The sequence below is a fragment of the Roseibium sp. genome, assembly GCF_965276855.1.
Taxonomy (GTDB): domain Bacteria; phylum Pseudomonadota; class Alphaproteobacteria; order Rhizobiales; family Stappiaceae; genus Roseibium.
Genome location: NZ_OZ255700.1, coordinates 1322740 through 1339471, shown reverse-complemented (window position 1 = coordinate 1339471; position 16732 = coordinate 1322740). Strand labels below are relative to the sequence as shown.

Annotated in this window: 10 protein-coding genes; 8 read left to right on the top strand and 2 right to left on the bottom strand. The window is 55.3% G+C overall.

Annotation, left to right across the window (positions count from 1 at the left end; all coding sequences use genetic code 11):
- Positions 1-187 precede the first annotated feature (187 nt).
- The 3 genes from ACQY4Z_RS06140 to ACQY4Z_RS06130 all read left to right on the top strand — a co-directional run bounded on the left by ACQY4Z_RS06140 (position 188) and on the right by ACQY4Z_RS06130 (position 4919).
- Entirely contained in the window at positions 188-2509 is a 2322-nt protein-coding gene (locus ACQY4Z_RS06140; RefSeq protein ID WP_428527602.1) for a methyl-accepting chemotaxis protein, read from the top strand.
- An 85-nt stretch (positions 2510-2594) separates the two neighbouring features.
- Positions 2595-4259 carry a cisplatin damage response ATP-dependent DNA ligase gene (locus tag ACQY4Z_RS06135; protein WP_428527600.1) on the top strand — a complete coding sequence of 555 codons (1665 nt, stop codon included), beginning with the start codon at positions 2595-2597 and terminating at the stop codon, positions 4257-4259.
- 120 nt (positions 4260-4379) lie between these two features.
- Positions 4380-4919, top strand: coding sequence for a hypothetical protein (locus ACQY4Z_RS06130; RefSeq protein WP_428527598.1), 540 nt, complete (start codon positions 4380-4382; stop codon positions 4917-4919).
- A gap of 36 nt (positions 4920-4955) precedes the next feature.
- Here ACQY4Z_RS06130 and ACQY4Z_RS06125 read toward each other — a convergent pair whose 3' ends face one another.
- Complete coding sequence (locus ACQY4Z_RS06125) at positions 4956-5825, bottom strand: acyl-CoA thioesterase (RefSeq protein WP_428527596.1); 870 nt, start codon at positions 5823-5825, stop codon at positions 4956-4958.
- Positions 5826-6291: 466 nt separating this feature from the next.
- Here ACQY4Z_RS06125 and ACQY4Z_RS06120 point away from each other — a divergent pair, with 466 nt between their 5' ends.
- Entirely contained in the window at positions 6292-6972 is a 681-nt protein-coding gene (locus ACQY4Z_RS06120; protein WP_428527594.1) for a response regulator, read from the top strand.
- 145 nt (positions 6973-7117) lie between these two features.
- The gene (locus ACQY4Z_RS06115; protein WP_428527592.1) at positions 7118-9685 is read left to right on the top strand and encodes a putative bifunctional diguanylate cyclase/phosphodiesterase; all 2568 of its coding nucleotides are present in this window, start codon (positions 7118-7120) and stop codon (positions 9683-9685) included.
- Between the two features lie 71 nt (positions 9686-9756).
- Here ACQY4Z_RS06115 and ACQY4Z_RS06110 read toward each other — a convergent pair whose 3' ends face one another.
- Positions 9757-13284, bottom strand: coding sequence for a PAS domain-containing hybrid sensor histidine kinase/response regulator (locus ACQY4Z_RS06110; RefSeq protein WP_428527590.1), 3528 nt, complete (start codon positions 13282-13284; stop codon positions 9757-9759).
- Between the two features lie 279 nt (positions 13285-13563).
- Here ACQY4Z_RS06110 and ACQY4Z_RS06105 point away from each other — a divergent pair, with 279 nt between their 5' ends.
- The 3 genes from ACQY4Z_RS06105 to ACQY4Z_RS06095 all read left to right on the top strand — a co-directional run bounded on the left by ACQY4Z_RS06105 (position 13564) and on the right by ACQY4Z_RS06095 (position 16615).
- The gene (locus ACQY4Z_RS06105) at positions 13564-14736 is read left to right on the top strand and encodes a pyridoxal phosphate-dependent aminotransferase (RefSeq protein WP_428527588.1); all 1173 of its coding nucleotides are present in this window, start codon (positions 13564-13566) and stop codon (positions 14734-14736) included.
- A 74-nt stretch (positions 14737-14810) separates the two neighbouring features.
- On the top strand, positions 14811-15965 hold the full coding sequence (locus ACQY4Z_RS06100; RefSeq protein ID WP_428527586.1) for a two-component system sensor histidine kinase NtrB: 1155 nt from the start codon (positions 14811-14813) through the stop codon (positions 15963-15965).
- 38 nt (positions 15966-16003) lie between these two features.
- Complete coding sequence (locus ACQY4Z_RS06095) at positions 16004-16615, top strand: response regulator transcription factor (protein ID WP_133947866.1); 612 nt, start codon at positions 16004-16006, stop codon at positions 16613-16615.
- The last annotated feature ends 117 nt before the right edge of the window (positions 16616-16732 follow it).

Here is a 16732-nt window from a genome sequence, read left to right as displayed (position 1 = left end):
AGAAAGAAATGCACATATTTTGAGCGATATTGTCAGTATTGGCCCTATTACGAAAATCCATTCTTTCGCATCCATGTAAGTAATACTGATAGTATAAAGGTGTAGGGAATAACATCTTTGGGTATATGTAAATTTTTAACCTGCCTCTGCGTTAAATTTGCGTGACAGAATTTCGCTGGGGTTTGGGATGTTCAAATCAATTCGCGCGCAAATTGCGCTTCTCGCCATTGTACCGTTGGTGGCGTTTATGATTGCCAGTGGGCTGGCCCTGAATGAGGCCATGATCGAAAGTCGGAAGGCGTCAGAAATCCTTCCGACCGCACTGATTTCAGAACGCTCAGAAGCGGTTTTGCACGAGTTGCAAAAGGAACGTGGTCGAACCGCGGTGCTTATGGCGTCCGGTTATGCCGCCAAGCCACGCGAACTGCTCGACAATCAACGCAAGGCAACTGACACCGCAGTGGCAGAAATGCAGGCTGCGGTAGCCGGCTTTGATATCAGCAACGAAAAGCTACTGGAGCGTGTTCGCTCGACCAGCGCTGAACTCGATCAGATCACCCAACACCGCGCGGGTGTCGACGCGAAGTCGGTTAAAGGTGCGGACAATCTGGCTTTTTACTCCGGCAAAGTGCGCAAGCTGATCACGATCGTGAATTCCGCGGTTCAGGCGAGTTCGGACAACGAATACGCCCAGCATATGACGCCATTTCTTCTGTTGACCGAAGCGATTGAGGCAGGTGGTCTGGAGCGGGCAATCGGTGGACAGTTGTTCGCAATCGTTGGCAAAGACGGCGAAGTCCCCTCAGCGCGATTCCTGGCGTATTTCGACCGTCTGTCAGTTGAAACAGCCTTCTTGAAGAATTTCCAGCAAATCGCATCTCCGCAACAACTGGCGATGTTTGAACAAACTGTCTCCGGCCCAGCCGTGGACCAGGTGATGGAGTGGCGCAAGGTGTTGCGCACACTGCCTGAAACAAATGACGGGCAAGGCATTGAAGGCTCCGTCTGGTTCGGCAAAGCAACCGAGCGCTTAAACATGATCCGCGCAGCTTCGATTGAAATGCTGAAAGCCGGTGAGGCACGCGCGGCACAAATCTCCGAGGCTGCGAACGGGCATCTGATGCTGGTTCTTGGCGAAACCATCGCGGTCGTTCTCGTAACCTTGGCTCTGGTCGCGTGGCAGCTGCGCAATGTCACCCAAACGCTCGGCCGTCTGACGAGTAGTCTGGTCCGGATTGCTGATGGCGATATCGACTTCAAGATGCCGTTCAGTGACCGCACGGACGCGATTGGCGAACTGGCCAAGGCTGGTGAAGTGTTCCAGGAGAATGCGCGGGTGCGCGGTGTTCTGGAAACAGAAGCTGCCAAGGAACGTGACCGCGAGCGGATGCGCCAGAACCAGATGGAAAGCCTCATCGAGAAGTTCCGCAATCTGATGGCCAGCGTCACTGGAGACGTGAACGAAAAAACCGGTCAGATGACCGACATTGCCGCGCGCGTCCGCGATATCTCGCAAGGGGCGTCCAGCGCTGCAACCGAGGCCAAGAATGCCTCCTCCTCGTCGTCTGACAACGTGCAAACCGTGGCGGCGGCAGCCGAGGAAATGTCCGCAGCGATCCAGGAAATTCTCAGCCAGGCAGATCGGGCCAGCAACGTCATTGAAGATGCGACTGGAGTGGCCCAGCAAACAGACGGCAATGTTTCCAGCTTGGCGGAAGCGGTTGAAAAAATTGGCACTGTTGTTGAGATGATCCGCGCCATTGCCGAACAGACAAACCTCCTGGCGCTTAACGCGACCATTGAGGCCGCCCGGGCGGGAGATGCCGGTAAGGGCTTTGCGGTTGTTGCCGCTGAGGTCAAGGAACTCTCGACCCAAACCGCCAAGGCAACTGAAGAAATCTCAAGTCAGATTTCGTCGGTCCAAGGTCTGACGAGCGAAGCGGTTGAGTCCATTCGCAAGATCTCCGGTTCCATCGAGATGATCAGTGAAGTGGCTGGTGCGATCACCGCAGCTGTCGGCGAGCAAAGCATTGCAACACAGGAAATCTCGCAAAGCATCACCATGGCAGCCAGCGAGACGGCAAACGCGGTCAACAGTGCGGAGAGCGTGGATCAGGCCATCCAGGCAACCGCAGGTGAAGCCGAGACCGTGGATCACATTGCTGTGGCGGTGAAAAACGTTGCTGATGAAATGTCTCAAGGCATTGAAGGCTTCCTCAATGAGATGGCGCGTGATGTTGAAGAACGCCGCCGCGCAAACCGGAAGCAAGAGCGCGGTCAGCAAATTCATCTGATCACCGAAAGCGGCGAACACATCCGGACACGCCTGATGAACAGCTCGGAAGGTGGTATCGGGGTGATGAATTTTGCCGGCGCGACCGAAGGCCTCCATCTCACCTATGAAGACACAAGCGGAAAACAGTATCCGATGGCGGTCAAATGGGTGCATGGTGATACTGTCGGACTGCAGTACTTGACCGCAGAACGGTCAGAGGAAATTGCCGCCTAACTCCATCGGCTTGACCTTCATTGTCTGAACCGCATCTAACCGGGATAGAGTTGCCTTCGCCCCTCTTTCCCGGTTTTTTGTGTTCATGTATGTTTTTTCCCAATTACTTGACCGACTGTCGTTAGAACCAAGGCGCCTTGCAAAAGAAGCGCTTCTTGTTCGCTATTTTCAGGAAACACCTGACCCGGAGCGGGGCTATGCGCTGGCAGCGTTGACCGGAGACCTAAAATTCAAACACGCAAAACCAGCTGTCTTGAAAGCGCTGATCGCAGAGCGTTCGGACGAAACGCTGTTTGCCTTGTCCTATGATTTTGTTGGCGATCTGTCCGAGACAATCGCACTCATGTGGCCTGCGCTTCCCGACGAGCGCGCGGGCGCTGAGCGTCAACGCATCGAACTCACGGGTGTTGTCGACGCGCTTGAAACCGCGGGCAAAACGGATGCGCCGCGCTTGATCTCGACATGGCTGGATCAATTGGATGAAACCGGCCGGTGGGCTCTGCTGAAGCTGGTTACAGGCGGGCTTCGTGTCGGCGTGTCTGCGCGCCTTGCGAAAACCGCTGTGGCACACCTGGGTGATCTCAGTGTTTCGGACATTGAGGAGGTTTGGTTCGGGCTGAAGCCACCCTTTGAAAGCCTGTTTGCCTGGGCCGAGGGCAAAGGGGAACGCCCGGACAATTTGGACCCGGCCCCCTTCAGGCCCGTCATGCTGGCCCACCCGCTTCATGCGGACAGGGATCCCGCTCAGCTTGATGCAGCCGAGTTTGCCGTGGAATGGAAATGGGATGGCATTCGGATTCAAGCAGCGGCTGGAGAAACGCGGGATGGACAAAAGGTCCGTCGTCTCTTCAGCCGCACGGGTGAAGACATCTCGCGGGCATTCCCGGATGTTCTCGACGCACTTAATTTCAATGGCTGTATCGATGGTGAGTTGCTTGTCATGGAGGGTGGCAAGGTCCGTCCATTCGGTGACCTGCAAAAACGCCTCAACAGAAAAACAGCCGGTCCGAAGCTTTTGAAGGAGTTTCCGGCGGCCATTCGGGCGTATGATCTTTTGTCGCTCAACGGTGAGGATTTGAGACCGCTTCCCTTTGAAGAGCGCCGCCGCCGCCTTGAAGGGTTTGTGGCTGACTTCAGTCATCCGCGGATCGACCTGTCACCGCTTGTACCTGTGACCAGCTGGCAGGACATAACAGAGGCGCGAAACACGCCGGAAAGCCGGCTGGACAAAGAAGATGCGGTTGCCGTTGAGGGGCTGATGCTGAAGCGCTGGGACACGGCCTACACCGGAGGGCGGCCAAAGGGCCTCTGGTACAAATGGAAGCGGGAACCGCACCTGATTGATGCCGTGTTGATGTATGCCCAACGGGGCCACGGCAAGCGCTCCTCCTTTTACTCCGACTATACGTTCGGGCTGTGGCGGGCAGCAGAGACCGGCGATGAACTGGTGCCGGTAGGCAAGGCCTATTTTGGTTTTACAGACGAAGAACTGCAGCAGATCGACAAGTTTGTCCGAGGAAATACGACCAACCGTTTCGGTCCTGTCCGGGAGGTTGCCTACAGCAAGGACCATGGCCTGGTTCTTGAGGTGGCATTTGAGGGGCTAAACAGATCCAGCCGCCACAAATCCGGTGTTGCCATGCGCTTTCCACGCATTTCACGATTGCGCTGGGACAAGCCGGCAGGAGAGGCGGACCGATTGGAAACGCTGGAGAAGCTGTTGGATCCTGCAAGAGGGGCATCCAACTAATCGGCAATCTGCGGTGACAAGTCCGAAAGAGGCCGTGCTTTGGCCATGGATTTGTGGCAACGGTTATTCCAACGTGTTCATCAGAGTGTCCGACTTCACGCAGCCAGGAGAACCGGCGTCATGATCCGCAAGGGTATTTCAGCAGCATTTGGTCTATTGGTGTTTCTGAGTGTTTCGGGGAACAGCGCGGCGGTTGCTGAAGAGGCTGTGTCGGAAGAAGCCGCAACAGCCGTGACCGATGGCGCGCCGGATAGATATTCTCTGGTCGCCGCAGATGGAGATGTCTTGCGGATCGACCGGCAGAACGGAACAGTTTCCATCTGCAAACAGAAGAACGAGGCTTGGCGATGCAATCCGGTGCCGTTGGCTGAAGAGGCCTATCTGGCGGAAATCAATGCACTTGCCGGCGAAGTTGAAAAACTAACTGCCCGCGTGGAAGAGCTGGAAGGCGGTAACGCGGACAGTCAGTCTCAATTGCCGCCTGGCTCTGCCTTGGATCGCCCTGATACGGATGCGTCTCCCGGAGATCAAACGTCTGGTTTGACATCTGAAGACGAGGAAGAGCTCGATCGTGTCCTCGATTTTACCGAAACTGCGATGCGCCGGTTTTTTGGCATGGTCCGCGAACTTCAACAAGACCTCGACGGCTCCGGAAACTGACCGGAACCGCCGACTGGTTGAAGGCGTGTTTAACCGTTAAGCCATCACCATCTTGGCAATGGCGGTGCGGGCCTCTTCCGGCAATTCAACCGCCCGACGGGCCTCAAGATCCATCGTAAGTGCGACCACATCGAGTGTTGCGGCCAGCCGGTTGGTCCGGCTTTCAAATACATGATGGCGCATGCCAAAGGTTTTGTTCTGGCTCCCTGTGAAACCGGAGGCCACCAAGACCATGTCGCCGGATTTCAACGGCGAATGCCAAATCAACTTCATTTCGATGGCGACCCGGCCAAGATTGTGCTGGGTCAGATAAGCTTGGGTAAGAGGGCTGCGCTCCCATACATGCGGAACGCCGTCCGTGCAGCAAGACAAAGCGAATTGATCATCTGCTTTTCCGTCCGCATTGACGTGTCTGGGCATCACGGTCCCACGGAAGCAGAGCGCTCCGTTGCCCTGCAGGAGTTTGTCCAATGCCGGGCGGGCGCTGGCTGGGCTGGCCGATAGACCGCGCGGTGTCGCGTCCGCATTCATAGGTGTTTGATAGTCCGAAAATTTCTGCCGCAGTGATTTGACCGTGCTGGGGCTCGGCTCGTATCCGTCAATCGCAGTCGCGCTCAACGCGCCTGTCCCGGCATTTCGCATCTCGTGCACCACGGTCAGCAGATGCGGGCCATCGAAAGCGATCCCGGAGTGCACGGTGATGAGGTCTCCGGTCCGCAGCTCCTTATGATAGCGCACATGGCGTACACGGCGGGTCCCGGCCACGCTGTCGCTGAGACCAGATATCAGCCGGAATTGATGATCTGCCTCATCAAAGCGGCCAAAGTAGAACTGTACATTCAGGTGATCGTTTTCATCGCATTCCCACCTGTTGGTGAAGGAATAAAGTGTAGGTGAAAGCGCCATTTTTAAGAAACTTTGACTAGAGAAAAGAGCATTCAGTGACGTGAAGTTATTGTAATTAGGGATTTTTTTGAAGTTCTTATTTGTGAGTTTGTTAATCTGTGGAAAACATGGGATGTATAGTCGTCAATTAGCTGGCGAATGAACGTGAGTTAAACTGGATTGTGAAGATTGTACAGCTGCGTTCAGTCCAGAAGTTTCGAGACGTGGAAAGTATATCCCGAATTTAGATCCGTGGCTGCATGTTTCGTTCTTCGTAAGCCAGCCCGTCGTCTCCTTGGCATAAGCCCGGCGGCGGCAAAGGGTTTGACTTGCCAAGGCACCTTGAGGCACATACTTTCAAACATTACGAACCACATTCGCGCAGGTGTGCGATAGCTAAACCAAACCTGTAGGCTGTCGGGGAAGAGGACGCAGATGCCGGTTCGATAAAACGGCCTGAACAATTGGGCTGATCTGGGAGGGAAATGTGTCAGCGCCATCGTATCGTTTTGTCATTGCAGATGATCATCCGCTGTTCCGTGGAGCTTTGCGTCAAACGCTGGAAGCTCAGTATCCGCAAGCGTCCATCGTTGAGGCTGGCGCACTTGAGGATGTGACCTCATGTCTGGAGAAAGATGGCGATATTGACCTAGTCTTGCTGGATCTGACCATGCCGGGCATGCGTGGCTTTTCCGGCTTAATGTATTTGCGCGCCCAGCATGCAGGCGTTCCCGTTGTCGTTGTGTCGGCCAACGAGGACCCGCAGGCAATCCGAAAGGCGATGGAGTTTGGCTCTTCGGGCTTTATTCCAAAGTCACACGGGATTGAAGTTATCCGGGAGGCCATTGCCGAGGTCATGCTGGGGAACGTCTGGACGCCGCCGGATGTCGACCTGTCGGCTGATGATGGCAGTGGCGATCTGGTACAGCGGCTGTCCACGCTTACCCCGCAACAGGTTCGCGTACTTATGATGTTGTCGGAGGGGCTTCTCAACAAGCAGATCGCTTATGAGCTGTCTGTGTCGGAGGCAACGGTGAAGGCCCACGTTTCGGCCATTCTTCAGAAACTGGGTGTTGAGAGCCGAACCCAAGCGGTGATTGCTGCCTCAAAGATCGAGGCAGGTCAGTGGCAGATGAATGGTGATACCGTTGCTGTGCCTGACGCATAGGTATCGCCGTTGGTGGTCTGTTCTATGACGGCCGCCAATGCAAATCATCGGTTTGCAGAAATGGTGCCGCAGCTGACCATTGCGGCATTATTTGTTGATTACTGACAATAATTTTTTGAATCCCGTTCCTTTACCGTAATTTCATGTGGGGGCAGTTAGGCTCTGTGTGCGCGAAGATAGTAGCGCGTGCATCTCGTTGCGTAGTATTGGAGTAAGCATGCGGCTGTCCGCGCACTGGAAAACGATGCTCCAGGTCATATTTCTGGCGTTCGTTCTCCCAGGAAGACAGATCTGGGCGTCTAAACGCCACAGTGCCACTGGCAAGTCACGGCAAAGCCTGAAAAACTCAATGCAGCCTTTCCTGCTGGCATTTGGTTATCCGGTGGCTGATGAAGATGTCATGCGCAGGGTTCGGGCGGCGCAGATTTCGCATGTTTTGCGTCTGACCCCCGTCATGATTGTGGGCAATCTGATTAACGCGGCGGCTCTTACTGCAGTCGGGTTGACGATTGTGCCGCCAGCTTACGTGCTTGGATGGGCGTTGTTGGTTGTCGCTGTTATGGCTCAAATGGGCCTGAGATGGCACAAGAGTGGCAGATATCCAATCGAACAGGCTTCCCCAAAAGTCATCGCGCGCGCCGTTCATCATGCCACCATTTTGAGCGCGCTATGGGCCGTCGTGCCTGTTGCGGCGCTGGCTATCGGAGATGCTCAAGGCATTTGGATTGCTTCCATTGTAACCATCGGAATGGTCTGCGGCGGTGCATTTGCTTTGGCGACCGTTCCGCAAGCCGCGTTTCGATGGCTGTTGGTTTTATACAGTGTTTCGGCAGTTTCCTTGGCGGTTGCGGATGTTAATCAGTCCTGGATCCTGATCACTTTGCTCACCAGCTTTGCCGTTATCATTGTCGGCAGTTCCACTTCGACCAGTTGGCTGTTCACATCTCATTTCCTCTCGGAGGGAGAGTTGCGCCAGCGGGGTGATCTCATCGCGCTCATGATGAACGACATCGAAGACAAGGACAGCGACTGGTTCTGGGAGACCGATACAAGCGGAAGTCTTCAAAACGTATCTTCTCGGTTTGCATCGGTGAGCGGGCGGGACCCAAACAGTCTTCATGCAATGCGGTTGACCGATCTGGCCTATTCGCTGTCCCATCCGGACGCGCAGGATGGGTACAAAGCCCTGGACGATGCAATCACAGAAATCACGGCGTTCCGGGACCTTGAGATCGGCGTTGATGTCGATGGCGAAGCGCGGTGGTGGGCGGTTTCAGGAACACCCGCTTTCGACGAGCGGGGTTATTTTACCGGTTATCGGGGCGTTGCGTCGGACATAACCGAGATGAAGGTCGCCAACGCTTTGGTCACGCAGCTGGCCGAGCAAGATGCGCTGACCGGCATTGGAAACCGCAACTGGTTCTTGAAACAAGCAGACCTAAAGCTCGCGGCACAACTTGAAAAACGCGCGAGCACTTTGACCCTGTTTTTGATCGATCTCGATAACTTCAAGGTCGTCAACGATACCAGTGGGCACGCAGCCGGGGATGACCTCCTGATCCAGGTCGCTGAACGGTTCCGTTCAATCAGCGAAGGCCGCACCTTACTTGCCAGGTTTGGTGGCGACGAATTCGCAGCTGTTGGGGAATTCGTCAGCGATCAGGCAGCTGAGGTTTTCGCGAATGAACTTGTGAAAGTAACTCGCAAGCCGTTCAAGGTTGGAAAGCGTGAATTTGCGATCGGAGCGACCGTTGGTTTTTCCCGGCTCCGTCAGACAAACACAAGCGTGAATGATCTCATGCGCGAGGCTGACATCGCGCTTTACAAGGCCAAAGAGGGGGGGCGCGGGCAGGCGCTTGCCTTTGCCGAGGAGATGGAGCGGGAAGTTCGGGAGCGCCGCGAACTTGAATCCGATCTGCGTGAAGCTTTTGAAACTGACGGCTTGACCATCGAATTTCAGCCGATTGTTGAGGCCCGCAGCGGCCGTGTCGTTTCAAGTGAAGTTCTGGTGCGTTGGCAGCATCCAACCCGTGGGGAAATTGTTCCTGATGTGTTTATCCCGATCGCGGAGCACGCCGGGCTCATATTGCCAATGGGGATGTGGGTTTTGAAAAAGGCCTGCAAGGTTGCCGCGCAATGGCCGGACCTTGAGACGGTCGCGGTAAACCTGTCTGCGGTTCAGTTCATGGATCCAAACTTGGTTGAAACCGTTTCCGACGTCCTGATGGAGACTGGCTTCCCGGGCGAGCGGCTCGTGCTTGAAATTACGGAATCGGTCTTCTTGAAAGACATTGGCTCTGCTTCCGAGAAGCTGGACGGCCTTCGGGATATGGGGATCAAAATCGCGCTGGACGATTTTGGGACCGGCTATTCCTCGCTGCTTTACTTGCGCAATTACAATTTCGACAAGATCAAAATTGACAAGTCATTCGTTGATGAAATCGGTGAGCAAAGCGAGGGGCTTGCAATCATTGCCGCCATCATAGCCCTTGCCCACAACCTTGGACTGGAAGTGACTGCCGAAGGGGTTGAGCGACAGTTTCAGGTTGATGCGTTGCGGACGCTCGGGTGTGACACATTGCAGGGCTACTATTTCGGCAGACCGGACCCCAATCCGATGCTGATCGGCGAGATCCGAAATGAGGATTGGGATGAACGGGCGCCCAGCACGGCTCCGGACAAACGCAGTGCCGTAGAAGCTTTCCGCGACTGATCGGTCTTAGCTTTCCGCGACAGTCGATCTTTTGCCACCGTCAATAACTGGGCCCTATCGCCTCGCGACTGTTATTCCGCGGCAGATTGATCTGTCCGGCATCGTCCGAGAGCAGCCCGGAGGGCCGCCGGCTTCAGTGGCTTGTTAAAGAATGCGATGTCCTTGTCGGCGGCTTCTGTACGCACCGGGCGGCTGCGATCCGCCGTGATTAGGATGGCCGGTATGTGGCTGCCGAATTTCCAGCGCAGTTTCACGATCGCTTCGATCCCTGTGCCGTTGTCCAGGTGGTAATCCGCCAGGATCACGTCGGGCGTCAGGTTTTCATGGTTGAGCAGAGCGGCAGCCTGCGTGTCATCGCAAGCCGTTATGACTTTGCAGTTCCAATTTGTCAGCAGATGGCGCATGCCGGACAGGATGTCGGGTTCGTTGTCGATCGCTACAACGCAGAGGCCATCAAGCTGGCCAACGATCGCTGCCGGTTGCGGCACCGGTTCGATATCAGGCACGGGCGCGCTGCGCGGTAGTTCGACCGAAAAACAAGACCCTTTTCCCAGCGTAGAGCGCAGGTTTACTTTGTGATTGAGAACGTGGCTGATCCGCTCAACGATTGACAATCCAAGACCCAAACCCTTGGCAACGCGCATGCCGTCGTCAAGGCGATGAAACTCCTGGAAAATGGCTTTCTGCTTGGTTTCAGCGATTCCGAGGCCCGTATCATGCACTTCCACGAACACCCGGTTCTCCCGGACACGGCAGCCGACCAGCACTTTGCCTTCTCCGGTGTATTTAATTGCATTGGAAACGAGATTTTGCAGCAACCGCCGCAAGAGGCGTCGGTCGGACCGGATCGACATTGTGGTGTGTACGATCCGAAGCTCCAATCCCTTTTCGGCAGCGATCGGTGTGAATTCGAGTTCCAGGCCGCGGATCAGTTCGTCCAGCCGGAAGACGGTCGGCTCCGGTTTCAAGGCTCCCGTATCGAGCCTTGAGATATCCATGACAGCCCCGAGAATGTCCTCTACCGACTCCAGCGCCGACTCCACGTTCTTTACGAGTTTTCCGTTGTCACCCTCTTGGAGCTTGTCGACCAGAACAGAGGAATAGAGCCGGGCCGCATTCAGCGGCTGCATGATGTCGTGACCTGCGGCAGCCAGGAAACGGGTTTTACCGATGTTTGCTTCTTCTGCGGCGCGCGTTGCCTCCACAAGGCGGTCATTAACGTGTGTCAGTTCCTCGGTGCGTTCTCGGACCCGCCGTTCAAGCGTTTCATTGGCTTTTGCCAAAGCCTCTTCCGCCATCACGCGTTCCGTAATGTCGGTGTAAGTGGTCACGATGCCGCCATCAGGCATCGGGCTGATCCGCACTTCCAGAACCGTGCCGCTTTCAAACAGGCGCTCCTGATAGGTCTCCTGGATGATGACCAGCTTCTCGATCCGGTCCTGCACAATGACCTCAACGGGTCCGGAGCCATGTTCACCGCGTTCCGCGTTGTACCGGAGGATTGCATCGAGGGTCGTGCCGACCTGTCCATATTCGGCTGGAAGGCCCAAAAGATCACGGAACTGCCGGTTCCAGCAGATCAGCCTGAAATCCCGGTCAAACACGCCAATGCCCTGTCGCACCTGATTGAGCGCTGTCTGTAGGAGATCCCGATTGTGCTGGATCGCCATGGACGCATCGTCCAGCAGTTTCACCGCGCCCTTGGTCGACGGATCATGCCGTTTCAGCATCAAGGTAAGGACGAGACGGGCAGAGGCGGCACCAATTGCGCTTGCCAGCAGTTGCTCGGAGAACCTTAGAAGGTTCGCATCTGCGATTGTGTTTGGTTCGATCGAGATGCCGCGCTCACGTGCAAATCTCTGAAATGAGCGCTCTGTTCTTTCTTCACCGAGGTAGCGGGCGACGGTGGCCTGGAGATCTCCTGCGGTAACTGACGTCCGCCAGTACAGGAAGTTGGTCGGGTTGCGGAGTTCTGACGGTACAAAGACGTTTGCCTGCAGCGTTTCTGAAGGCTGAGGCTTGCGGATGAGCGATCCGGCGATGAACAGAACAACATTTGCCGCAAGGCTCCAGAGCGTGCCGTGAATAAATGGATCTGCCTCAATACCGAACAAGGATTCCGGCTTAAGCAGGTCAATGCCAAATGGCCCTGTGCTCATAATGGTGTCGGAGATCAACCCGGACTGGGCAAAAGTTGGCAGCAACAGCGTGTAGGCCCATAGGAACAGGCCGCCACTCAGACCAGCAATCGCTCCGGTTGCTGTTGCCCGCCGCCAGTAAAGACCGCCGAAGAAGGCCGGCGCGAATTGGGCAATCGCGGCGAACGACAACAGACCGATGGAAACGAGGGCAGCTGTATCTCCCGCAGCCCGATAATAGGCGTAGGCGAGAAGTAAGATACCGAAGATGGCCAGGCGGCGAATGGTGATCAGACGCCGGCTCAAGTCACGTCCGTCGGTGTTTACGATGTCCTCTTCGCGATGCCCTCTCAACATTAGCGGGATGACGATGTCATTTGAGATCATAATCGCAAGGGCAACCGCAGCCACAATCACCATTGCTGTTGCGGCAGACAAGCCGCCGAGAAAGACGAAGATCGTCAGCCAGTGCTGACCTGCATCCATTGGCAGTGCAAGAACATAGGTGTCCGGATTGACGTCCTGCCCGAACCGAAGGAGCCCCGCCGCTGCGATCGGAATAACGAAAAGATTGATCAGGATCAGATAGGCCGGAAACAACCAGGTTGCGCGTTTCAGCTCCGCATCGGAGTTGTTCTCCGTCACGGTCACATGGAACTGGCGCGGCAGCAAAAGAACCGCAAATGCCGACAAGGTCGACATGACAACCCAGTTGCTGATCTTGATGGGCTGATCGAAGACCGCGGCAACTTCAGGCGCCTCGGATATTGCCCGGATCAAGTCGAAGGGGCCGCCGAAAAGTCCATATGTGACCCAGAACCCGACAGCCATGAACGCGATCAGCTTGACCACCGCTTCTGCGGCAATTGCCAGCATCAGGCCTTCCTGATGTTCGGTCGCATCAATGTGCCGGGTGCCAAAAGCCGAGCTGAAAATCGCCATGCCCAAGGCAACCAGGAGTGTTAGATCGGCAAAACCTGGATAGAGGAATTCCGGCGGCGAAAAGATGGGGCCGACCATCGTTGTGATCGATAGAGAAACGGCCTTCAACTGCAAGGCGATGTAGGGGATGACGCCGATCACGGCAATCAGGGTCGCTAATGCTGCGACGGACTGGCTCTTGCCATACCGCGCACCAATGAAATCGGCGATCGACGTAATGCTTTCCGTTTTGGAGATATGGATAATCCGGCGCAGCAGTGGATAGCCAAGAGCAAACACCAATAAGGGACCGATATAGATGGTCAAAAACTCGGCACCGTTCCGGCTTGCGTTGCCGACCGAACCAAAAAACGTCCACGACGTGCAATAGACCGACAAGGACAAGGCATAGATCATTGGACGGCCGCCACCGCGCAGGCGCTTGGACCGCCTGGCCATCCGGTCGCCATAACTTGCTATGGCAAACAGCAGCAGGATGTACACTGCTGCCGCCAGTATCACGATCCAGCCATGCAGCATCGTCTTGCGGTTATCCTCCCGGGCAGTTTTTTGGGGTCAGTTTCAAAGTGTGCCGAATCTCAGCACATCCCCGTGTTTATTCCGCCATTTTCGCGATCCGATCACAGCTTGCAGCAGATGTCTATTCGCCATGCGGCGAAGACAGATCTGTCGCTGAAACACTCTAGGCAGTCCCGCTATTGATCAGCACCTGTGAAGCAGAGTTCAAATTGTTTCATGAAAACATCGGAAGAATTGCAGGTATGTTGACGGCGGATAGGGCTACTAAGGACCACACATTTGGCTGCGCTGATTGATACATTGAGCCACGAGGCACGCATGGCGCCGGAGAGCGGCATCGTTGAAGTCTTCAATGCCGGACAAGGACGTGATGACGTAATTCCTTTGTGGGCGGGGGAAGGGGACCTGCCGACACCCCAGTTCATCTGTGATGCTGCGAAGCGATCCCTCGACAATGGTGAAACCTTTTACACCTACCAGCGCGGCATTCCGGAACTGAGGACCGCACTAGCCGGATATCATCAAAGAGTTTTCGGCAAGGCCTTTGCACCTGAGAGGTTTTTTGTCACCGGGTCCGGCATGCAATCCATTCAACTCGCCATCCAGGCTATTGCATCCTCCGGCGAAGAAGTGTTGGTGCCAACACCAACATGGCCAAACATCGAGGCAGCTCTTGGGATCAGAGGCGTAAAACCGGTCTCAGTCCCAATGCGCGAAGTGCCCGAAGGATGGGAATTGGACGTGGATGATCTGGAAACGTCGATTACGCCAAAGACCGCTGCGATATTCCTTAATTCCCCCAGCAATCCGACAGGGTGGGTCGCGTCAGAAGATGTGTTGAGACAAGTGCTTGGTCTTGCCCGAAAGCACGGACTTTGGATCATAGCGGATGAGATCTACGCACTGTTCTATTATGGCGAGGCAAACCGCGCCCCGTCCTTTTACGACATTGCGGACGAGGATGATCAGATCATCTATGTGAACTCCATGTCCAAGAACTGGGCAATGACGGGATGGCGTGTTGGCTGGATTTCGGCACCTGAGGCGCTCGGCCAGGTCTTGGAGAACCTTATTCAATATTCAACGTCCGGCGTTCCGATGTTCAGCCAACGTGCGGCTGTCTCAGCTTTGAATGACGGCCATACGTTTCTCGAGCAGCAAGTTGCGCTTGCCAAAGAAGGGCGGAACTGTGTGGTTCATGGGCTAGGAGCATTGAATCGCGTCCGGATCGCGGCCCCTCAAGGCGCGTTTTACTTGTTCTTTTCCATCGACGGTGTGGACGACACCCGGAAGTTTGCGATGGATTGTGTTCGGGACACCGGTGTGGGTCTTGCACCTGGAACGGCGTTCGGAAACGGCGGAGAAAACTACATTCGCTTGTGCTTTGCGCGTCAGCGCGCCCATTTGGAAGAAGCTATCCAAAGAATTAGCGTTTGGTTGCCAGAGATTTAGAACAAAGACGGGTTGCTGGAGTACGTGAAAATCCGTAAGTCTTGATGGAAGGGCGAGTTCCATCGGGGTGCGGCATGGCGGATGACAGTGTGATTGAAAGCGGAGAAGTTGCCGCGACGATCTCTGACGCCCGTTTGGACAGTGTCTTTAACACCGCTGTTGACGGCATCATCGTCATCAACGCGAAATGCCAAATCTTGGCATTCAACAAGGCCTGCGAAAAACTCTTCGGGTATACCGCAACAGATCTGCTTGGCGAGAATGTCAATCGGATCATGCCGCCCGACTATGCGCACCATCACGATTCCTACGTTCAAAACTATCTGGATACGGGTCACAAGAAGATCATTGGCATCGGCCGGGAGGTCAAAGGCCAACACAAGGACGGGACGGTTTTCCCGTTGGAACTGTCGGTTGGCGAGGCGGCGACGTCTGAAGGCCGCCAGTTCATCGGTATCTTGCGGGACTTAAGGCCGCGCAAGCAGATCGAAGAGCGTTTGAGCAAAGCGCAGTCTCAACTGTTGCACATGACGCGGTTAAGTGCGCTCGACGAGATGGGTGCTGCCATTGCTCATGAATTAAACCAGCCGCTCACAGCCATTCTGCTCTATCTGCAGTCCGTTTCCCGTAAAGCCTCCGCGGACGAACGTTTGACACCGGTTATGTTGGACGTCATCTCAAAGGCGGTGAAGGAAGCTGAGCGTGCCAGCGAAATTATTCAACGCATGCGCCAACTGGTGGAGCGCAAGGATCCGGAGCGCAAAGAAGTCGACGTCGATGAGTTGGTTGCCACCTGTCTAGAAATGGCAGATCTGGGGGCGATCGACGAACCGTCCATCATGGTCGCCAAGGTTGATAAGAACCTCCCCCCCTTGATGGCCGACCCGGTGCAAATTCGGCAAATTCTGATCAACCTTCTTCGCAACGCTCGAGAAGCCGTCGCCGGCCAGGCGGAAAGAAAAGTGACCTTGGCGGTGTGCCTTGGTGAGGATTCGCTTGAGTTTCGCGTTCAAGACAACGGACCGGGTGTTTCTGACGAAGTTGCAGACAGTCTTTTCAGGGCATTCAGCGGCGCAAAGCACAAGGGCGTCGGCTTGGGGTTGGCAATTTCCAGATCAATCGCGCAAAATCACGGCGGTGACTTGCGCCTCGAACAATCAGCACCGGGTGCAGGAGCGTCGTTTCTTCTGACGCTGCCCGTCACAATTGAAGATACCGGGACGGAATGAACGCGGACGGTCCCGGCTCAGGACAAGGAAGTATATCGATGAAAGCGAACGCTGATGCCATCTATATCGTAGACGATGATGCCGCTGTGCGTGACGCCCTATCCGTTTTGTTCAACATGGAGGGCTTTATCGTTGAAACCTTTACCGATGGAGACGCGTTCGTGCAGTCGGCTAGCAAAGCCGTTCCTGCCTGTATCATGCTGGATGTTCATATGCCGGGGCGGTCCGGTATCGAAGTTCTAAAGGCGCTTAACGCGGAAAACTATCCTGCGCCCATCTTTATCATCTCCGGCCAGGGGGACATTCCGTTGGCGGTGGAGGCCATTCGCAACGGCGCGCACGACTTCATTGAAAAGCCTTTCTCAGCTGAGTCGGTTCTGGAGCGGGTCCGCGAAGGCATCAACGCCATGAAGCAGCGCCAATCTTCCGATGGCGGGATGCAGTTTGAGGGCGTAGACCTTCTGACCCGCCGGGAGCTGGAAGTGCTGAAAGAGATCACCGATGGCGCCTCCAACAAGGAAGCTGGCCGGACACTCGGTATCAGCCCGCGCACGGTCGAAGTTCACCGCGCTCGAATCATGGAAAAGCTCGGGGCCCGCAATGCGGCCGAGTTAGTCCGTATTGTCCTCGGCCACGGTGCGTCAGGATGATAAAAGCGCTTGAAGGCATCATCAGATAAGTAATCACGCGAAAACGTAGTACTGCGTACATCTGATACGGTTTTTTTAGCGTAATTTCTCCGAAGGTTTGGCAAAACCGACCAAACC